This is a genomic window from Serratia sp. P2ACOL2 (assembly GCF_003691565.1).
GTDB classification, from domain to species: Bacteria; Pseudomonadota; Gammaproteobacteria; order Enterobacterales; family Enterobacteriaceae; genus Serratia; species Serratia liquefaciens.
On record NZ_CP033162.1, the window covers coordinates 3060560 to 3079471 of the forward strand.

Consider the following 18912-nt stretch of genomic DNA (forward strand, 5'->3'; position numbering starts at 1 on the left):
TTTATTTCCTGGAGAAAACCATGGAATTCAAAATTAGCGATAAATACGTCATCACTTCCACTAACCACGACTTTGTTTTGAATGAAGTTCGTACCATCAAGGAGGGGAAGAATGCGGGACAGGAAGGTCGTTCAGTGGTTGGCTACTTCACCAAATTGAGCCAACTGGTCACCTACCTTATAGCTCACGATATCAAAAACTCTGATGTCGATTCTCTATGTGCAATGGATAGCAGGATTAATGAACTAGCCCGAAGCATTGAAAGCGCATTCAGTTCCGTAACGGCGTAACCCATCCGGAGTACAACCATGGACATTATCAGCGTCAGGATTCCCCGTGTCTGTTTTAAGGATGGGCACGTAAGCACGGATGCATTGCAGCAGACTATTCACAGAGGGTTATGGAACCTGTACGGCGTCATGCCTGCACCGGTTCGAGTCTCTCTGCATGATGGCCAGGCGATCATGTCATCCGGTTGTGAGGCTGGTGATGTCGAAACAATTCTGAAGTTGGGGGCTAATCATGTGTGATGAATTCGAAGCAGCAAGCGAGTTGGAAACATTTTTGCGTGATGTGGCGCTGGCAAACAGAAAGCCACCGGTGACGTTTACCGGGTTCTGTGCCAGTGAGTGGTGCGGGGAAAAGATAGCTAAAGGCATGTTCTGTGATGAGGGGTGCAGGGAAGACCACCGGCTACAACAGCTGGAGAAGATAAGCAAACGGAGGGTGGCAGCATGATTATCAAAAGCTCATGTCTGGATGCTGTGGTTATCGTGGCACTGCTGGTGATTTGTGTGTTCGTTCTGGGGTGGGGATTCTTTGGATAGGATGCTGCAATGGATACAACGATAGAGAACGCTATCAGGTCTGTAGCCAGACGATGTAGGACTGAAATCATCGCCCAGACCGAAGGCAAGCCGAAGCAACTGCACGACCCGATCACCACTGAAATCCTTAACACTCACGCCAAGAAAATCACCGCGATTCCTCCAGGTAAATTCAGCGCCAAGTTGTGGCTGAGTTATTACGTTCATCTCATAGATAAAGAAGCGAGGCAATAATGAGCAATGTTTTGCAAATCACCCCTAACAAGTGGGTGACCGAAGAGCTGCTAATGAGCATTAGCGGAATGACCAAGCACATGATCCAGCACGCCCGAAGAACCACATGGATTGAGGGTCGTGAGTATCGACACGTAGCACCAGACCTCAACCCAAAGATGAATAGCCCAATAATGTATAACAGAGAAGCTATAGACCAATGGATTGAGCGACAAAGACCGGCGATCCGCCGACGGATTTCTGCTTAAATACCCTTCCCACTCAACCTAGAGGTGTTACATGACGAAGTACCCAACCGGGGTGGAGAACCATGGCGGATCATTGCGCATATGGTTCATCTACCAAAAGCAAAGGGTAAGGGAAAATCTTGGCGTTCCCGACACCCTAAAAAACAGAAAGGCTGCATCAGAACTTCGTACGTCAATCTGTTACTCAATCAAAACTGGAACCTTTAATTATTCAGCAAGCTTCCCCCAGTCCCCCAACTTGAAGAAGTTTGGGTTTGTGCAGGAAGGTATCAAGGTGGGAGACTTGGCGGAGAAATGGCTAGAGCTCAAAGGAATGGAGATATCTCTTAATGCTCACAAGCGCTACCGTTCTTACATCAAGATATGCTGCGAAATCTTGTCTCCTGATCGCATGGTGTCATCGATATCACATGAGGACATTTTGACTGTTAGAAAGGAACTACTTACCGGGTTTCAGTTGCTTGGTAATTATCAAAAGAACAGGTCCGCCAAGAAGGGTCGAACCGTTCGCACGGTGAATGTCTACATAACGTGCCTGTCAGCATTGTTTGAGTTTGCCGAGCGAAATGGATACATCAGCAAGTCGCCATTCCAAGGTGTAGACCCGTTAAGAAAGAGTAAGTCTGAACCCAACCCATTAAGTTATGAAGAGTATCAGCGTGTGATAGATGCAGCACCATCGCAGCAGATCAGAAATCTATGGGTGCTTGCCGTTCATACCGGCATGCGCCACGGAGAAATCTGTGCCCTGGCATGGGAGGATATCGATACGCGCAACTGGTCTATCACCATAAGTAGGAATATGGCGTTAAAGGGGCATTTCACGCCACCTAAAACTGAAAGCGGAAACAGGACCATTAGTTTAACTGAGGTTGCTATTCAGGCCCTGAAAAGCCAAATGGAGTACACCCGGGTAGGAAGGCCTCGACAGGTTGAAGTTAACCTGCGTGAGTTTGGCAGGAAGAGGATAGATCAGTGCACGTTTGTATTTGTGCCGAGATTGACAGCGAGGAATGGTTGCGGTGGTGATTGGTATGCGCCTGGATCAATTAGCGGAACGTGGAACAGTATGCTAGCGCGCGCTGGGGTTAAGCATCGGAAAGCCTATGAGTCTAGGCACACTTATGCATGCTGGGCGTTAAGTGCCGGTGCAAACCCCAACTTCATTGCTAACCAGATGGGCCATACGTCAGCCCAAATGGTATACAGCGTTTACGGTAAATGGATGAGTGACAACAATCATGATCAGCTGAGCATTTTGAACGCTAATTTCGGTGGGAATGCCCCACATATGCCCCAAGCGATTTCCTACTAACCTAAAACTTCTTTATTTTCAAAGTCTCAGCGCGCCCAGCTCGGTTTGTTCAAGATGTGATCCTGCCAGTCCACCACTTCACTTTCCCGCACCGCAATATGTCGTACCGTAATACGCTCACCGTGCATCGCAGCTTTAGAACCGCTGACCAGCGGGTGCCACGCAAACAGCGGCTTGCCTTCACCAATCAAACGGTATGCGCAGGTCGGTGGTAGCCAATCGAAGGTGGTAAGGTTTTCACGCGTCAGTTTGATGCAGTCCTCTTCCAGCTCAAAGCGGCGCTCATAGTTGCGGCACTGGCACGACTTAATATTCAGCTGGTTACAGGCTACGTTGGTGAAATAAATCTCGTCGGTATCTTCGTCGATCAGCTTATTCAGACAGCATTGCCCACAACCGTCGCACAGCGATTCCCACTCTTGTTCTGACATTTCCGCCAGCGTTTTTTGTTGCCAAAAAGGGGTTTGTGACATGTTCGCGTCCGGTATAGGTAAATGAATAGATAACCTGCAAGCAGGTTTTGAGGGTGCACTATATAGATATCCCAGCCAAATGGAAAGGCTGAAAACACAATATAATCATAGCGATAACAATATGTTCGCTTAAAAAAAACGCTATTTAAAACAACGATATTCAACATTTTCGGCCAGTATTATTAGGCCGTTACCCTTGATACTTAAAGGGATAAAACACACCAGGCATATCGTCTAATTATACGTACAAAACTCAGGTCTATCATCCTTTCGTTTCCCCCTCATCCATATCCCTGTTCATCATTATTCACGGGTAAGATTCATCTCATAAAGCACATTTTGCCGCCAAGAAGCGCATATCCCTGCTATGTTTAATGTTCGCCTTTTGAATGAAGATAAGGAACCAAGTATGTTTGGGAAAGCAGAAGACAAAGTAAATGAAGCTGCCGGCGCCGTTGAAGAGGCTTTTGGTAAAGCAACGGACTCACCGGATCATCAAGTCAAAGGCGCAGCCCGCAAATATGCCTCTCAGGCCAGTTACGCGGCTCGAGATGCTGCCGATACGGTGCGGACTCAAGTTGAATCTAACCCACTGGCCGGCGTAGCCATCGCCGCCGCCGTCGGGATTGTTTTCGGTTTCTTGCTGGGCCGTAAATAAGCGTTTTGACCTATCGTCACCGAAAAAAAAGGCCCTGCGGGGCCTTTTTTATTGCGTTTTACCCAGGTATCAAATCACGCGTGTGGTCAGTGATTTACCGTTGAGGGTGACTTTCAGCATGTCGCCAGAGCTCATCGGGCCGACGCCCTGCGGCGTGCCGGTAAGGATAATGTCGCCTGCGCGCAACGTGAAAAAGCGGCTCATATAGCTGATCAACGGCAGGATCGGCGTGATCATGTCGCGAGTATTGCCTTGTTGGCGCACCTGGTCATTGACCGTCAGGGACAGCTCCGCATTTTGCGGATCGCCAAACTCCGCTACCGGTATAAACCCGGATATCGGGCAAGAACCGTCGAAACCCTTGGCTTTTTCCCAAGGCTGTCCCGCCTTCTTGAAGCCCGCCTGCAGTTCCCGCAGCGTCAGATCAAGCGCAACACCGTATCCGGCGATGGCACGCGCCACGCGATCTTCATTAGCCTGCTTTAGCGGCGTACCGATCAGCACAGCCAGCTCCACTTCATGATGTACCGAACCAAACTCTTTGGGGATCGCCACCGGCTGGCGAATATCGCACAGCGCCGTTTCAGGCTTGATAAACACTACCGGCTCTGCCGAGGTTGCACTGCCCATTTCCTTGATGTGATCGGCGTAATTACTGCCGACGCAAACCACTTTATTTACCGGAAAATCAAGTAATGAACCCTGCCAGTCTCTATGTTGATACATACCGCCTCTCCCTACAATCATGTAGGGGCTTAGCATGCTAAGCCCGTTATTCCACGCGCTGGTGGAGGCACCGCAGCCTTTTTCTATTGCCCGATACCGTCAGCCATCATACCCACACCGATCGCAAAATAGTAAGAGCGATTCCAGTGCATAATCGTGCGGAAATTATCATAAACCAGGAATGCACGGCCCTGCATGTCATCCGGTGTGATCAGCCAACTGCGCAGGCTGGAATGCGGCAGCGCTGAACCATCCGGACGCCGCACCCCGCGTTTTTGCCATTCATTGACGCTGTGCGCCTGGCTATCCTTTAGCCCCACAGCCTCGGTGCTGAACCCGGCAGGCAACCTGACCTCTCTGCCCCAACCCACACCACGCTGCCAGCCTTCGCTCGACAGATAGCGGGCCGTAGAGGCAAAGACATCGTCAACGTTGTTCCAGATATCAATGCGGCCATCACCGTCGCCGTCCGCAGCATAGTTAAGGAACGACGTCGGCATAAATTGGCATTGCCCCATGGCACCGGCCCAGGAGCCTTTCAACTGCTCGCGGCTGACATGACCCTGCTCGAGGATTTGCAGCGCCGCCATCAGCTGTTGACTGAAGAACGCCTCGCGTCGCCCTTCAAAAGCCAAGGTGGCGAGCGCAGATATCACATCTTCACGCCCCTGGATTTTGCCGAAGGCGCTTTCCATGCCCCACAGTGCCACGACATAACGTCCCGGCACGCCGTAGTGCGCGGTGAGCCGCGAAAGCTTAGGATGATACTGCTGATACAGCGCACGGCCTTGTGCGATCTTGGCGGATGGCAATACGCGTTTGAGGTAGTCGTCCAGCGTGATTTTCTTTTCCGGCTGATTACGGTCAGCCTTGATCACCCGATCGACAAAATGTAAGTCGGTGAAAGCACTGTCGACAATCGCCGGGCTGATCCCCTGCGCCAGCGCCTGGCGTTTTAACTGTTCAACGTAGGCCGGGAACTGCGCAGGATCGCGACCCGTTTCAGAGAGTCGGCTCTGAGCCGCAGGAGTAGCTGTGCCCGACGAAGCTTCCGACGCCGATGTGGCCCCTTGCGCCATCGCCTGCTGACTGACTGTGCATCCTAACGTCAACAGAGTCGATAGCAGGGTTATTGCCGACAATCTCATCACGCGGCTCCTTTATCAGTTTTGAGCGCTTCCAGCCTCTCCTACATCTTCGCAGGTTATTTTTTGTCGCCAGACAAATGCTGGTTTAATAAATTTTCCAACGGCGGGGGGACCTGAAGATAAAACCCTTCTTCTTTCAGGGCTTCTTTCACTTTCTCAATATCCGCCGAGGCTAACTTTTCCCGCCCTTCAAGGGAAAGCACCATTGCCAATTGCGGCGTACCGAAACTTTTCATCAGATCTTCCGGCACACGGGAGAAATCGTCTTTTTTTTCGACATAAAGATATGTTTGATCGCGTTTAGAACTTCTATAGATCACACAAAGCATGTTTTTAACTCTATTTAATTGGGGCAGCGTCTTGCCTGGATATAACTCTGACTATAACATGCTTATAGTACTTCGGAATATCGCACCCCGATTGGTATTCCGGGGATTTAAAGTTGCTGAGACTGAGTCAGGATAGATGTCACAATCGCCAATTGAGCTAAAAGGCAGCAGTTTTACCCTATCGGTTGTTCATTTGCATAATTCGGAACCCGAGGTAATACGTCAGGCGTTACTGGAAAAAGTAGAGCAAGCGCCCGCTTTTTTGAAAAACGCCCCTGTTGTTATCAACGTTGCAACGCTGAACGGCGACGCAAACTGGAAAGAACTTCAACAGGCTGTCACGGCAGCAGGTCTGCGCGTTGTGGGTATCAGCGGTTGCAGAGATGAGCGGCAGAAACGCGCAATAACCCGTGCCGGGCTGCCGTTGCTGAACGAAGGCAAAGGCCAAAAGATGGCCACACCGGAACCGGCGCCTGCGCCAGCCCCGGTGGTGGATCCCAACGCCCCCGCCAAGACGCGCATCATCAGTACCCCTGTCCGTTCCGGCCAACAAATTTATGCCCGCAACAGCGATCTGATAGTGACCAGCAGCGTTAGCGCCGGCGCTGAATTAATTGCCGATGGCAACATTCACGTCTACGGCATGATGCGCGGTCGTGCGCTGGCTGGCGCATCAGGTGATACACAGTGCCAGATTTTTTGCACGCACCTGGGTGCTGAGCTAGTCTCTATCGCAGGGCAGTACTGGTTGAGCGACCAAATCCCGTCCGACTATGTCGGGCAGGCAGTACGACTCAGCCTGTTGGATAACGCTTTAACCATACAACCTTTAAATTAAGCCCTTTTGACAAGGAATCCATTTCATGGCACGCATTATTGTTGTTACATCGGGTAAAGGGGGCGTTGGCAAGACCACTTCAAGCGCGGCCATCGCTACCGGTTTAGCCCAAAAAGGAAAGAAAACCGTAGTGATCGATTTCGATATCGGCCTGCGTAATCTTGACCTGATCATGGGCTGCGAACGCCGGGTTGTTTACGATTTCGTTAACGTGATTCAGGGTGATGCCACACTGAATCAGGCGTTGATCAAAGACAAGCGCACCGAAAATCTGTTTATCCTGCCAGCTTCGCAAACGCGTGACAAAGACGCGTTAACCCGCGAAGGCGTTGAGAAGATCCTCAACGACCTGGGCGAAATGGATTTTGATTTTGTGGTTTGTGACTCTCCGGCGGGCATCGAAACCGGCGCACTGATGGCGCTGTATTTTGCTGATGAAGCCATCATCACCACCAACCCGGAAGTCTCCTCGGTACGTGACTCTGACCGTATTCTGGGCATTTTGTCTTCCAAATCTCGCCGTGCCGAGAGAGGCGAATCGCCAATCAAGGAACACCTGCTGCTGACCCGCTACAACCCAGGTCGCGTCAGCCGTGGCGACATGCTGAGCATGGAAGACGTGCTCGAAATTCTGCGCATTCCATTGGTCGGCGTTATCCCGGAAGACCAATCCGTGCTGCGTGCATCCAACCAGGGTGAACCGGTGATCCTCGACGCCGAGTCGGATGCCGGCAAAGCCTATGACGATACCGTTAGCCGCCTGTTAGGGGAAGAACGCCCCTTCCGCTTCATTGAAGAAGAGAAGAAGGGTTTCCTGAAACGCCTTTTTGGGGGATAAACCATGGCATTACTAGACTTCTTTCTGTCCCGCAAAAAGCAGACAGCCAATATAGCCAAGGAACGGCTGCAGATTATCGTCGCAGAGCGTCGTCGCGGGGACAGTGAGCCCCCGTATCTGCCTGATTTGAAACGCGACATTCTGGCGGTAATTTGCAAATATATTCAAATCGACCCTGAAATGCTGCATGTGCAGTTTGAGCAGAAAGGGGATGATATTTCGGTACTCGAACTCAACGTGACATTACCGGAATCGGAAGAAGTAACTAAATGAGTGTGACGCACTAATTACCCCCTGTATATTTTCTTGCAGGGGGTAACTGTATGCATAACCAGTTATTGAGATAAAAAACGCCTAATAATCGTTTTTAGCCTTTGGGATTAATCTCAATTAATCTTGCGTCACTGTTGTTTAAAGTAAATGCTGTCGGTAAGTGTTGTTATGGTTATTTCTAATAAATAATCGGAGCAGCGTTTCCTTACCCTGCCCCAAGTTTTACCACTCGATTAATAATCCTTCAAAATAGCCTGCAGTGGCGCCGCCAATAAATCACCGCGCCAACCGCTGATTAATTCTGGCAGGCTGTCAGCACCCTTCAATTTCCAATGCCAATTCAGCAGTTGGTTAATCTGTCGGCGCGATGACAGTAATTCACTGCTCAACCCGCTTTGCTCACTGACAATGACGATCGCCGCCTTGATATCCTTGAACACTTTCTTGTAGCCCGGCTGATCGATCAGGTTCGACAGAGGTGCTGGCAGTGCAGCCTCATCCAGCTCATTAGCCTCTGCCACCAGCGCCAACAGCGTTTTACCGTGATAACGAATTTCCGGACCGCTCAGGCCCAGAGAGTCCAATTCCCCCAGCGATGTCGGCATATGTCGCGCCACCTGCCAAAGGTTTTCCTCACGTACCACGAAGTTTACCGCCAGATCGCGCTCACGCGCCTGACGCAGGCGCCATTCAGCCAGCTTCTGCAAGCAGCCCAACTGACGCGGACGCAGTTGCCAGGCATTGGTGATTTCACGGTAGGCCAATTCTGGCGCCAGCGTCTCGCTACGGCGTTGGCATAGCAACAGGCATTCATTATTAGCGGCAGCCGTCCAACCGGCCTCTTCCGTCTCCTGAACCAGGCGTTTGGCCATCGGCAGCAGATAGAACACGTCAGCCGCCGCATAGACGCACTGTTTTTCCGTCAGCGGACGCGCCAGCCAGTCGGTGCGGGCTTCGCTTTTATCCAACTCCACCTGCATATACTCCGCCACCAGGGTCGCAAAACCGCAAGACAGCGGTCGACCGGTGAAGGCCGCCAGAATTTGGGTGTCCACCATCGGAGTCGGCAGCGTTTTGAACGCGTTGAGGAACACTTCCAGATCCTCACTGCCGGCGTGCAGGAACTTCACAATCTGAGTATTACTCAGCAGCTCGATAAACGGCTGCCATTGCTTGATTGGCAGGGGGTCAATCAGGGAGAGTTGTTCACCGTCGTATAACTGAATCAGGCCTAACTGCGGATAATAGGTGCGCGTTCTGACAAATTCGGTGTCCAGCGCTATCTGGGCATGCTTTTTCGCCTGCTCGCAGACCTGCTGCAATCCGGCATCGGTAGTGATCAACTGATAGTTCAAAACGTCATTCTCTTGGTCGCTTTCATGATTCAAACACAACAACGCCGGCATTCACCGGCGTTGTTGATCTGTAAGGCGTGGATGATAACCTAGGCGGCATCGGCCGCTGCAGGTTTTTTCTGCTCATCACGCAGTTCTCGCCGCAAAATTTTACCGACGTTAGACTTCGGCAACTCGTCACGGAACTCAACAATTTTAGGCACTTTATACCCGGTAAGCTGCCGACGACAATGGGTCAACAGTTCTTCTTTGGTCAGCGAAGCGTCTTTCTTCACCACGCAAATTTTAACCGTCTCACCGGTTACCTCATTCGGCACGCCAATCGCCGCGCATTCCAATACTTTCGGATGCTGACTGACCACGTCTTCAATCTCGTTCGGGTATACGTTAAACCCGGAAACCAGGATCATGTCCTTCTTCCGGTCGACGACGCGGACAAAGCCCATATCGTCCACTGTAACGATATCACCGGTCGCGAGCCAGCCATCTTTCAATACTTCATCGGTGGCATCCGGCCGCTGCCAGTAGCCTAACATAACTTGCGGTCCTTTGACCCACAGTTCACCCGGCTCACCAACCGGCACGTCCTGACCGTTATCGTCCACCAGTCGAATATCCGTCGAGGGTACAGGCAAACCGATACTGCCGCTGTAGTGTTTCAGATCGTAAGGGTTACCGGAGACCAGCGGCGCGCACTCCGTCAGGCCGTATCCTTCCAGCAAGTGCTTACCGGTGGTTTTCTCCCACTTGTCCGCCACCGATTTCTGTACTGACATGCCGCCGCCGACGGAAAAACGCAGGGTGGAGAAATCCAGCTTGTGGAAGTCCTCGTTGTTCAATAGCGCATTGAACAGGGTGTTCACCCCACTCATGGCGGTGAACGGATATTTGCCCAGCTCTTTCACCAGCCCTGGAATGTCGCGTGGGTTGGTGATCAGCAAATTGCGCCCACCCAAATCGATAAACAGCAGGCAGTTCACCGTCAGCGCGAAAATGTGATACAGCGGCAGCGCCGTTACCACCAACTCCTGCCCTTCACGAAACAGCGGCAAATAGGCAGCTTTGGCCTGCTCCAGGTTAGCCTGCATATTACGGTGCGTCAGCATCGCGCCTTTTGCCACGCCGGTAGTCCCACCGGTATACTGCAGGAACGCCAGATCGGTGTTGATAATATCGGGTTTAACATACTGTTGGCGACGCCCGCGCTGGAGCGCACTGCGAAAAGAAACCGCCGCCGGTAGATGATATTTCGGCACCAGCCGCTTGATGTATTTGACGACGAAGTTAACCAGCGTGCCTTTGGCGGCGGAGAGCTGATCGCCCATACGCGTCAGGATCACATGCTTGACCTGGGTGTTGAACACCACTTTTTCCAGCGTGTGAGCAAAGTTGGAGACGATCACGATGGCACTTGCGCCACTGTCGTTCAGTTGATGTTCCAATTCACGTGGCGTATACAGCGGGTTAACGTTCACCACCACCATACCCGCACGTAAGATACCAAACAGCGCGATGGGATACTGCAACAGGTTCGGCATCATCAGAGCAACGCGGTCGCCTTTCTGCAGCCCCAGCTCATTTTGCAGGTAAGCCGCGAAAGCCCGACTACGTTCTTCCAGCTTGCGGTAGGTCATCACCTCACCCATGTTAATGAAAGCCGGTTGATCTGCGTAGCGCTGAACCGCATTTTCAAACATTTCGACCAAAGATGAATAACGATCGGCGTCGATCTCTGCCGGAACATCCGCCGGGTAACGTTTTAACCAGACCTTATCCAAGGTATTACTCCTGAAATTATTATTCATTATCATCATCGCAGCCCCCAAATATGCAGCCAAACCATAACAATATTTTAACTCAGCAGACCAGTTTGAGTTTTAAACAATATTCAGGTTGCGATGTACGTCACTAATTGGCGGTCATTCCCTACGCCAAAAGAATAAGGCGGCCGGAGCCGCCCTATTAAAATTTAACAACAAGCAAGCATTACTCGGTAACGATGGTTTGCACCTGCACTGGGCCAGGGTTGTACCAGCCATACCCCACGCCCCAACCGGGGCCCCAGGTACCGCTACGCCAGCCCCAGGGGCCCATCGGCGCCGGTGGCATCATCACCTGCTGAGACAGATGCCAGCGTTTGTAGCCAGTGGCATTCATGGTAACAAACTTGTACGGTGTCATGCCGATCTTGCCGTCTTTCACGCCGGTGATTGGCCCAACTACCGTCACTAACTGGCCCTTAAAATCAACCGGTTCCAGGAAGCCATTAACCGAGGCTATCAGACGACCCCGTGACGGCTCACCCAATATCGGCCGGGCGCCGGAATCGAGCGGCACGGCCGCAATTTCCAGTAACGTGCGCCCCTGCTCATTGGCAACGTTCACAACGGTACCGCCAAAGCGAGCTTCAGCGCCGACAAACAGGTTCGGCGCATTCTGTACCGAAGACAACTGCTGCACCGGCGTTGCCGTGCTGCCTTTAATCGCATCAGGCACGGTTACGCAACCTGACAGCGCCAGCACGCTGCCGGCAATAGCCAGCAGCGACATTTTTTTACAAACAGTGCGGGTTAACATCGTCGCAATCTCCTGAAATGGCTGTAACTTTGACATCAATTCACGGAGCAAGTTGCAGATCATTCCTATCCCTATTGCCGCCAAAGCACAATAGGTTGCGGCTATTCGCGCCCCGGCAATTTTTTCCAGGTGACTTCATTACGCAAATAGGTCGGCTCGGCATTTTCTACCGCCACCGCCAAACCCTGTTGCCAGGCATGCAGCGCCAACGGCAGCATATCTTCCGCCTGCGGTAACAACATTTGCCCATCGCTCAGGGTTAACGTGGAACCGGCAACCAAATCCGGATAGGTTTGCCAGCCGGTGCCGACATGCGCCCAGTGGCCTTGCAGACCTTGCGCACGCACCAGCGCCTGCGCCGGGGTAAGTACCGCTTCACCTTCACTTTCAAGCCAGTTACCGTCTTGCTGACGTTCAAACTGACCCCAGTAGACTTCGCCCATACGCGCATCTATCGCCGACAGCACACGCTCAGCCCCGGTGAGTCGCCAGGCGCCCTGCGCCATGGTTTGCAGCGTGGAAACGCCCAGCAAGGGCAAGTCGGCGCCCAGCGCCAAGCCCTGAGCAATACCAATGCCGATACGCACGCCGGTAAAGCTGCCCGGCCCGCGGCCAAAAGCCAGCGCATCGAGCTGACCAAGGGTGACCCCGGATTCCGCCAGCACCTGCTGCACCATAGGTAAAATACGTTGCGTATGCTCACGTGGGCACAGCTCAAACAGGGCGTGGATTTCGCCTTGATTCCAGATAGCAACGGAACAGGCTTCCGTCGCTGTATCGATCGCTAAAATTCGCGTGGACATGCCAACCTCAGGCGGGAAAAAAACAGGGTTTTTCATACAGGGCGCGCATTGTAGCACAGCCCTGGGGTCACGCCTATCCGCTAGCGATCTGCCTGCAGGAAGGCAATCGCCTGGGCGATATCGCGGGTACGCGGCGTCGGCGGCAGGCTATTGAGGAAAACTTCACCATAGGGGCGCATCACCAACCGATTGTCGCAAATCACCAGCACGCCGCGATCGTCGGTATCGCGGATCAGGCGTCCAACCCCCTGTTTCAGGGTAATGACCGCGTCCGGAAGTTGCACATCGTTGAATGGGTCGCCGCCACGTAATCGGCAGTCTTCAATCCGGGCTTTCAACAACGGATCATCGGGTGAGGTAAACGGCAGTTTGTCGATAATCACGCACGACAATGCATCGCCGCGTACATCTACCCCCTCCCAGAAGCTGCTGGTCGCCACCAACAGGGCATTGCCGGCCTCGACAAACTGAGCCAGTAACTGCCCCTTGCTGGTTTCCCCCTGCAACAACACCGGCAACGTCATGGTGGCACGGAACTCTTCCGCCAATTCCCGCATCATCTGGTGCGAAGTACAAAGGAAGAAGCAGCGGCCGTTATTGGCTTCAATCAGCGGCCGTAGCATGCGTGCCAATTGCCGCGCGCCGCCAGGCTGGTTTGGTGAGGGTAAAAAGCGCGGTACGCACAGCAAGGCCTGTTTGGCGTAATCGAATGGGCTGGCCAGCAGCAGCGTTTTGGCCTTATTCAACCCCAGACGCTCGGTAAAGTGGCCCATCTGCTCGTTAACCGACAGCGTTGCCGAGGTGAAAATCCAGCTGCCCGGTTTTTCATCCAGCAACTCACGGAAACGATCGGCCACCGTCAGCGGCGTCAACGCCAGTACAAAGTGACGCGAGTTGCACTCATACCAATAGCTGAACCCCGGTTCATTGACCTCTTTCAAACGTTTGAGACGGGCACGATATAACGTAGCGCGTTCAAAAGCCGCGTCCAACAAGGCCGAACGGCCAAGGGAAAGTTTGACCACGTCATAACACAGCTCCAGCGCATCATCGAGCAGCAGCAAGGCGCGTTGTACATTGGGCTGGCTCAGCACCTCACGCAGGTTGCCGCGAAACCCTGGTTCTCCCAACATCAAACGAAAATCCTGCGTGCTTTGGCTGAGGCGGTCGGCGCTTTTTTGCAGCTGTGCGGCATCGCGCACTTCGGTGCGATAGGCAATGGAAATGTCTTTGGCCAGGTCCAGCAGTTGACGACTGGTCAGTTGCTTACCGAAATACTGGCTGGCGATATCGGGGATCTGATGCGCTTCATCGAAGATCATCACATCGGCCTCAGGGATCAGTTCGGCAAAGCCGCCCTCCTTCACCACCATATCGGCCAGGAACAGATGGTGGTTCACCACCACCACATCGGCATCCATGGCGCGACGACGCGCCTTGACCACAAAGCAATCTTTATACAAAGGGCAATCGCTGCCCAGGCAGTTGTCGTTAGTGCTGGTCACCAGCGGCCAAACGAAGCTGTCTTCCGCCACGTCGCTGCAACTGCTGATGTCACCCTCTTTGGTCATGGACGACCATTTGCGCAGATGGACCAGATCGATCAGCGTTTGCCCGGCCAACTCGCCGCCCGCCATCGACTGTTGCTCCAGACGTTCCAGACACAGGTAATTGGAGCGCCCTTTCAGCAGCGCCATCTTGCCTTTGTATTTCAGTGCCTTGGCCACGGTGGGCAAATCGCGTGCATAAAGCTGATCCTGCAACGCTTTTGACCCGGTGGAAATAATCACTTTGCGATCGGCCCGCAGTGCCGGCACCAGATAGGCGTAGGTTTTGCCGGTACCGGTGCCCGCTTCGACCACCAGTTCCTGCTTGAAATTAATGGCTTCGGTGACCGCTTCCGCCATCTGCCGCTGTGCTTCACGCGGTTTGAAACCCTTGATTGCCTGCGCCAGGGCGCCGTCTGTTGCGAAATCGTCTGCCACGCTATCTCTCTGCCGATGTAATTCAGCGCTAATTATGCCTATCCTGCCGCGTGGCTACCACCGACTTTATCGTCGCATATTTCTGCCGATGGCTGTGTTACCCTTAACGCGATGATGATATGGAGATAATTGCATGAATATCGAACGCATTGACCCTGACCAACGTTGGTCCGAAGCCGTCGTTCACAACGACACCGTCTATTACACCAGCGTGCCGGAAAATCTGGATGATGACGCTACCGCCCAAACCGCGAACGCCCTGGCAGCAATTGACGTGATCCTGGCTCGCGTAGGTTCCGACAAGAGCCGGGTGCTGGACGCCACCATTTTTCTGGCCGACGATGCCGATTTTGCTGCCATGAACGCCGCCTGGGATGCCTGGGTAGTTGCGGGTAGCGCGCCGGTACGCTGCACCGTGCAAGCCAAATTGATGAATCCGAAGTACAAGGTCGAAATCAAAATTATTGCTGCGGTATAAACGAAAAAACCGCAGACGATAACGCCTGCGGTTTTATTTTCATCTGCTGCTTAAGCCAGCTTGATGATCACCATACCTGCCAGCAACAACACCAAACCAATCCAGCCTTTGGCATTCAGGCGCTGACCGAACAGGATCCAGCCGGCGGCGATTGTCGCGGCAATACCGAAACCACCCCACAATGCATAAGCCACCGACAGGTCTATCCCCTTCACCGCCTGTGCCAGAGCACTGAACGCCCCCAGCACCGACAGCAATGAAAGCAGGCCTAACCAGATTTTACGGAAACCGTCTGACATCTTCAGGAAGATGTTGGCGACAATTTCCAACACAATCGCCAGTCCCAAGAACCCAATGTGGTACAACTCAAGCTGTTGCATGGTTGTCACCTCGCGGGCTGGCCTGTTTTCGTGGTTTGCGGGTACCGGACTTCACCAACAAGATCCCGGCGATCAACGTCACCAGACCCAGCACCTTCAAGGCCGAGATCGGCTCATCGAACCACAATACGCTGAACAAGGTAATAAACAGGATACCGATCCCTTCCCACAGCGCGTAAGCAACGCCAAGGGCAACGCGTTTAATCGCCAATGACAGCATGACGTATGATGCAGTGATCATCACATACATCACAATATGACCGGTCATGCCGCCGCTAACGCTGGCGTATTTCATGGACAGGGTACCGATAATTTCGGCCACGATGGCCAAGCCTAAAAAGATCCAATAAATCATAATTTCTCTCCCAAACGGCGAATAACGCACGCTAAGGCATATTTATCCCGATTTATCTCGTCAGACAGGCGCAACGAGGCGCTGACGACGCAGAGATCCCTGGGGATAAACTGACCCAAACGTAATAAAGAAGTTTGCCCGGCTACGCGGAATGACGGAGGACTGAGCCTGTCACCAGCACCGGTTAAGGGAGAAAGACGCTATAGCTCGCTGCACCAGTGATGCTCACTGGCAAGGATGGCAGACAGGAAAAGCTGGCAAGTAGAGGTTCTGAGGGTAATTCCATTAGTTGTCATCATAATTATTCTCTATTCTCAGCCGCACATTATCTTGTTACACGGAGTGCGATTTGCCCAATATCCTCATCAAGTAAAATTTTCAACTGCGATAGTTGTACCATAGCAAAAAAAAGAAAGCAAACCGGCATTTTCACAAAAACCATTAAAAAAAAGTTTAAAAATAAGAAAGTTAAGTAATTTAAAAATAAAAAAAGGCTCAACACGTCGTTGAGCCTTCGTTTAGCGTGGTGCGGGCAAATAATCGTCAAACCCAGACGCGGCGCGGGTTAGGCCGCAGCGCCGCTGACCGCGGTACGTGCCAGTTCGGTGATGCGAGCGTAGTCGCCCTTTTCCAACGCATCGGCCGGAACCAACCAGGAACCGCCGATACACAACACGCTTTTCAGCGCCAGGTAATCACGGTAGTTGTTTGGCGTGATGCCCCCGGTCGGGCAGAAACGCACCTGCGGGAATGGACCGCCGATCGCCTGCAACGCCTTCACGCCACCGTTGGCTTCCGCCGGGAAGAATTTGAACTCACGCAGCCCGTGATCCATGCCCAGCATCAGCTCTGAAACAGTGCTAATACCCGGGATCAATGGAATCGTGCCTGCGGTTGCGGCCTTCAGCAGCGCGTCCGTCAGGCCGGGGCTGATAGCGAATTGCGCGCCGGCCTCGGTCACTGCCTGCAACTGCTGCGGGTTAATCACCGTACCGGCACCGATAATTGCCTCCGGCACCTCTGCCGCGACAGCGCGGATTGCCTCCATGGCGCAGTCGGTGCGCAATGTGACTTCCAGCACACGCACACCACCGGCTACCAGCGCCCTGGCCAGCGGCACCGCATGTTCCAGCTTGTTGATCACTATCACCGGAACCACCGGGCCTGCGGTCAGGATCTGTTCTGCGCTGGTTTTCCAGTTTTTCATCGTTACTTCTCCATTACTTACGGGTTATCAATGGCACGCCCCTGCCACAGGGCCCCACGCATTAAAGCGCAGGCGTCCGGCCGTACCCCAAGTGATGTTGCGCCCCGGTACTGCGGGCAAAAAAATGCCGGCAGATAAGCTGCCGGCAGGGTGATTACTCGAACTCGTTCCAGGAACGGCCGTCACGGGTGATCATCGCCACTGAAGCGACCGGGCCCCAGGTGCCGGATTGGTACGGCTTAGGTGCCTCGTTATCCGCTTTCCACGCGTCCATAATGGAGTCAACCCACTTCCAGGCTTCTTCCACTTCGTCGCGGCGCACGAACAGCGCCTGGATGCCACGCATGGTTTCCAGCAACAGACGCTCATAGGCGTCAGCCACATGCTCCTGGTTGAAGGTTTCAGAGAAACTCAGATCCAGCTTGGTGGTTTGCAGACGGTGCTTGTGATCCAGACCCGGCACCTTGTTCAACACCTGAATTTCGATGCCTTCATCCGGCTGCAGACGAATGGTCAATTTGTTCTGCGGCAACTGCTGGTAAGAATCGCTGAACAGGTTCAATGGCGGGTTCTTGAAGTAGACGACCACTTCAGAACATTTGGTCGGCAGACGCTTACCGGTACGCAGGTAGAATGGCACGCCGGCCCACTGCCAGTTGTCGATATCAACGCGGATTGAGACGAAGGTTTCAGTATTGCTGCTTTTATTCGCCCCTTCCTCTTCCAGATAACCCGGCACCTTTTTGCCCTGCACGAAGCCAGCAGTGTACTGACCACGCACCGTGGTTTCACGTACATTGGTCTGATCGATGCGGCGCAGTGAACGCAGTACCTTCACTTTCTCGTCGCGAATACGGTCAGTCGTCAGATCCGCCGGAGGCGACATGGCAATCATGGTCAGGATTTGCAACAGGTGGTTCTGGATCATGTCGCGCATCTGACCGGCCTGGTCAAAGTAGCCCCAGCGCCCTTCAATACCCACCTCTTCCGCTACGGTGATCTGTACGGAGTCGATGGTGCGGTTATCCCAGTTGGAGGCGAACAACGAGTTGGCGAAACGCAGCGCCAGCAGGTTCAGTACCGTCTCTTTACCGAGATAATGGTCGATACGATAAACCTGGCTCTCGTTGAAATATTCCGCGACCTGATCGTTGATCACGCGTGAAGAAGCGAGATCGGTGCCCAGCGGTTTTTCCATTACCACGCGCGCCGGCTCGTGGTTCAACTTGGCTTCGCCCAACCCTTTGCAAATCGCGCCAAAGGTGCTTGGCGGCATGGCAAAGTAGTTGATAGTGGTGCGATGTTTCTGGTCCAGCATTTTACCCAATTTGGTAAAGTTCTTGCTGTCGTTCACATCCAGGTTGCAGAAATCCAGGCGCGCGCTCAGCGTCGCCCAGAGCTCGTCATCCAGTTTTTCTTTCATAAAGGTGCCAAGCGCTTCCTTGACCACCTTGATATAGGCTTCTTTATCCCACTCGGCACGGCCGACGCCGATGATGCGGGTATCCGGATGGATATGACCGGCTTTCTCTAACTGGTACAGGGAAGGCAACAGCTTACGACGCGCCAAATCGCCTTTCGCGCCGAAAATAACCAGGTCACACGCCTGGGCTGTAGAGGTTACCGCCATGTTCATCTCCTCGTTGCAGGATATTTGTAATTTTCTTACATTACTAATGTACTCTCTTTGACTACGGCCAGTAAACCCGGATCAAAAGTAGAAAAAAAGCCCCAGAAAATGCAGTGTTAAGCGCTACCGGCTCTAAACGTAGGTGCCCGAGCCAAAAACTGTAATTTTCTGTCTTTTTTGATGCTCTTTTACCATTATGAAAGTTAGACACAGGTCATGTTCTGATGAAAAAAGC

At 52.9% G+C, this 18912-nt stretch carries 23 protein-coding genes; 10 read left to right on the forward strand and 13 right to left on the reverse strand.

Going from position 1 to position 18912, the window contains the following annotated elements; all coding sequences use genetic code 11:
* The first annotated feature begins 20 nt into the window (after window positions 1-20).
* From EBA31_RS14930 to EBA31_RS14955, 5 genes are all read left to right on the forward strand, one after another.
* Window positions 21-290, forward strand: coding sequence for a DUF5405 family protein (locus EBA31_RS14930; protein ID WP_122079605.1), 270 nt, complete (start codon window positions 21-23; stop codon window positions 288-290).
* Window positions 291-308: 18 nt separating this feature from the next.
* Window positions 309-530, forward strand: coding sequence for a hypothetical protein (locus EBA31_RS14935; protein ID WP_122079606.1), 222 nt, complete (start codon window positions 309-311; stop codon window positions 528-530).
* Window positions 531-836: 306 nt separating this feature from the next.
* Entirely contained in the window at window positions 837-1061 is a 225-nt protein-coding gene (locus EBA31_RS14945) for a hypothetical protein (RefSeq protein WP_122079608.1), read from the forward strand.
* Entirely contained in the window at window positions 1061-1309 is a 249-nt protein-coding gene (locus tag EBA31_RS14950; protein ID WP_122079609.1) for an excisionase family protein, read from the forward strand. Before EBA31_RS14945 ends, EBA31_RS14950 begins: the two co-directional genes overlap by 1 nt.
* A gap of 31 nt (window positions 1310-1340) precedes the next feature.
* The gene (locus EBA31_RS14955; RefSeq protein WP_122079610.1) at window positions 1341-2624 is read left to right on the forward strand and encodes a site-specific integrase; all 1284 of its coding nucleotides are present in this window, start codon (window positions 1341-1343) and stop codon (window positions 2622-2624) included.
* A 26-nt stretch (window positions 2625-2650) separates the two neighbouring features.
* Here the strand turns inward: EBA31_RS14955 and EBA31_RS14960 are convergent, their stop codons facing one another.
* Window positions 2651-3097 carry a YcgN family cysteine cluster protein gene (locus EBA31_RS14960; protein WP_020827237.1) on the reverse strand — a complete coding sequence of 149 codons (447 nt, stop codon included), beginning with the start codon at window positions 3095-3097 and terminating at the stop codon, window positions 2651-2653.
* Window positions 3098-3506: 409 nt separating this feature from the next.
* On the opposite strand from EBA31_RS14960, the gene EBA31_RS14965 reads away from it, so the two are divergent.
* A complete protein-coding gene (locus tag EBA31_RS14965) occupies window positions 3507-3755 on the forward strand; it encodes a CsbD family protein (RefSeq protein ID WP_012145476.1) in 249 nt (82 codons plus the stop codon).
* A gap of 69 nt (window positions 3756-3824) precedes the next feature.
* On the opposite strand, the gene EBA31_RS14970 is transcribed toward EBA31_RS14965, so the two are convergent.
* From EBA31_RS14970 to EBA31_RS14980, 3 genes are all read right to left on the reverse strand, one after another.
* Window positions 3825-4481 (reverse strand): fumarylacetoacetate hydrolase family protein, encoded by a 657-nt coding sequence (locus EBA31_RS14970; protein WP_044551811.1) that lies wholly within the window; start codon window positions 4479-4481, stop codon window positions 3825-3827.
* A gap of 83 nt (window positions 4482-4564) precedes the next feature.
* Window positions 4565-5629, reverse strand: coding sequence for a lytic transglycosylase domain-containing protein (locus EBA31_RS14975; protein ID WP_122079611.1), 1065 nt, complete (start codon window positions 5627-5629; stop codon window positions 4565-4567).
* Between the two features lie 56 nt (window positions 5630-5685).
* Window positions 5686-5958 carry a YcgL domain-containing protein gene (locus EBA31_RS14980; RefSeq protein WP_020827240.1) on the reverse strand — a complete coding sequence of 91 codons (273 nt, stop codon included), beginning with the start codon at window positions 5956-5958 and terminating at the stop codon, window positions 5686-5688.
* Window positions 5959-6094: 136 nt separating this feature from the next.
* On the opposite strand from EBA31_RS14980, the gene minC reads away from it, so the two are divergent.
* Genes minC through minE form a run of 3 tightly spaced genes read left to right on the forward strand, consistent with a single transcriptional unit; the run spans window position 6095 to window position 7907 of the window.
* Window positions 6095-6796, forward strand: a complete 702-nt coding sequence (minC, locus tag EBA31_RS14985; RefSeq protein ID WP_020827241.1) for a septum site-determining protein MinC — start codon at window positions 6095-6097, stop codon at window positions 6794-6796.
* A 25-nt stretch (window positions 6797-6821) separates the two neighbouring features.
* Entirely contained in the window at window positions 6822-7634 is an 813-nt protein-coding gene (minD, locus tag EBA31_RS14990; RefSeq protein WP_020827242.1) for a septum site-determining protein MinD, read from the forward strand.
* Window positions 7635-7637: 3 nt separating this feature from the next.
* On the forward strand, window positions 7638-7907 hold the full coding sequence (minE, locus tag EBA31_RS14995) for a cell division topological specificity factor MinE (RefSeq protein ID WP_012145482.1): 270 nt from the start codon (window positions 7638-7640) through the stop codon (window positions 7905-7907).
* A gap of 233 nt (window positions 7908-8140) precedes the next feature.
* Here the strand turns inward: minE and rnd are convergent, their stop codons facing one another.
* The 5 genes from rnd to EBA31_RS15020 all read right to left on the reverse strand — a co-directional run bounded on the left by rnd (window position 8141) and on the right by EBA31_RS15020 (window position 14627).
* The gene (rnd, locus tag EBA31_RS15000; protein ID WP_122080637.1) at window positions 8141-9262 is read right to left on the reverse strand and encodes a ribonuclease D; all 1122 of its coding nucleotides are present in this window, start codon (window positions 9260-9262) and stop codon (window positions 8141-8143) included.
* Window positions 9263-9351: 89 nt separating this feature from the next.
* Complete coding sequence (gene fadD / locus EBA31_RS15005; protein WP_046373352.1) at window positions 9352-11040, reverse strand: long-chain-fatty-acid--CoA ligase FadD; 1689 nt, start codon at window positions 11038-11040, stop codon at window positions 9352-9354.
* Window positions 11041-11248: 208 nt separating this feature from the next.
* A complete protein-coding gene (locus tag EBA31_RS15010; RefSeq protein ID WP_041415437.1) occupies window positions 11249-11839 on the reverse strand; it encodes a Slp family lipoprotein in 591 nt (196 codons plus the stop codon).
* Window positions 11840-11940: 101 nt separating this feature from the next.
* On the reverse strand, window positions 11941-12642 hold the full coding sequence (gene tsaB / locus EBA31_RS15015) for a tRNA (adenosine(37)-N6)-threonylcarbamoyltransferase complex dimerization subunit type 1 TsaB (protein ID WP_122080638.1): 702 nt from the start codon (window positions 12640-12642) through the stop codon (window positions 11941-11943).
* A gap of 80 nt (window positions 12643-12722) precedes the next feature.
* Entirely contained in the window at window positions 12723-14627 is a 1905-nt protein-coding gene (locus tag EBA31_RS15020) for an ATP-dependent DNA helicase (RefSeq protein ID WP_046373351.1), read from the reverse strand.
* A gap of 133 nt (window positions 14628-14760) precedes the next feature.
* Between EBA31_RS15020 and EBA31_RS15025 the strand changes: the two genes are divergently transcribed.
* Complete coding sequence (locus EBA31_RS15025) at window positions 14761-15105, forward strand: RidA family protein (protein WP_122079612.1); 345 nt, start codon at window positions 14761-14763, stop codon at window positions 15103-15105.
* Window positions 15106-15155: 50 nt separating this feature from the next.
* On the opposite strand, the gene mdtI is transcribed toward EBA31_RS15025, so the two are convergent.
* The 4 genes from mdtI to zwf all read right to left on the reverse strand — a co-directional run bounded on the left by mdtI (window position 15156) and on the right by zwf (window position 18677).
* A complete protein-coding gene (mdtI, locus tag EBA31_RS15030; protein WP_020827249.1) occupies window positions 15156-15485 on the reverse strand; it encodes a multidrug/spermidine efflux SMR transporter subunit MdtI in 330 nt (109 codons plus the stop codon).
* Entirely contained in the window at window positions 15472-15840 is a 369-nt protein-coding gene (gene mdtJ, locus EBA31_RS15035) for a multidrug/spermidine efflux SMR transporter subunit MdtJ (protein ID WP_046373350.1), read from the reverse strand. The genes mdtI and mdtJ overlap by 14 nt, the downstream gene beginning before the upstream one ends.
* A gap of 565 nt (window positions 15841-16405) precedes the next feature.
* Window positions 16406-17047, reverse strand: a complete 642-nt coding sequence (locus EBA31_RS15040) for a bifunctional 4-hydroxy-2-oxoglutarate aldolase/2-dehydro-3-deoxy-phosphogluconate aldolase (RefSeq protein ID WP_122079613.1) — start codon at window positions 17045-17047, stop codon at window positions 16406-16408.
* Between the two features lie 154 nt (window positions 17048-17201).
* Complete coding sequence (gene zwf, locus EBA31_RS15045; protein ID WP_020827252.1) at window positions 17202-18677, reverse strand: glucose-6-phosphate dehydrogenase; 1476 nt, start codon at window positions 18675-18677, stop codon at window positions 17202-17204.
* Window positions 18678-18912: the final 235 nt, after the last annotated feature.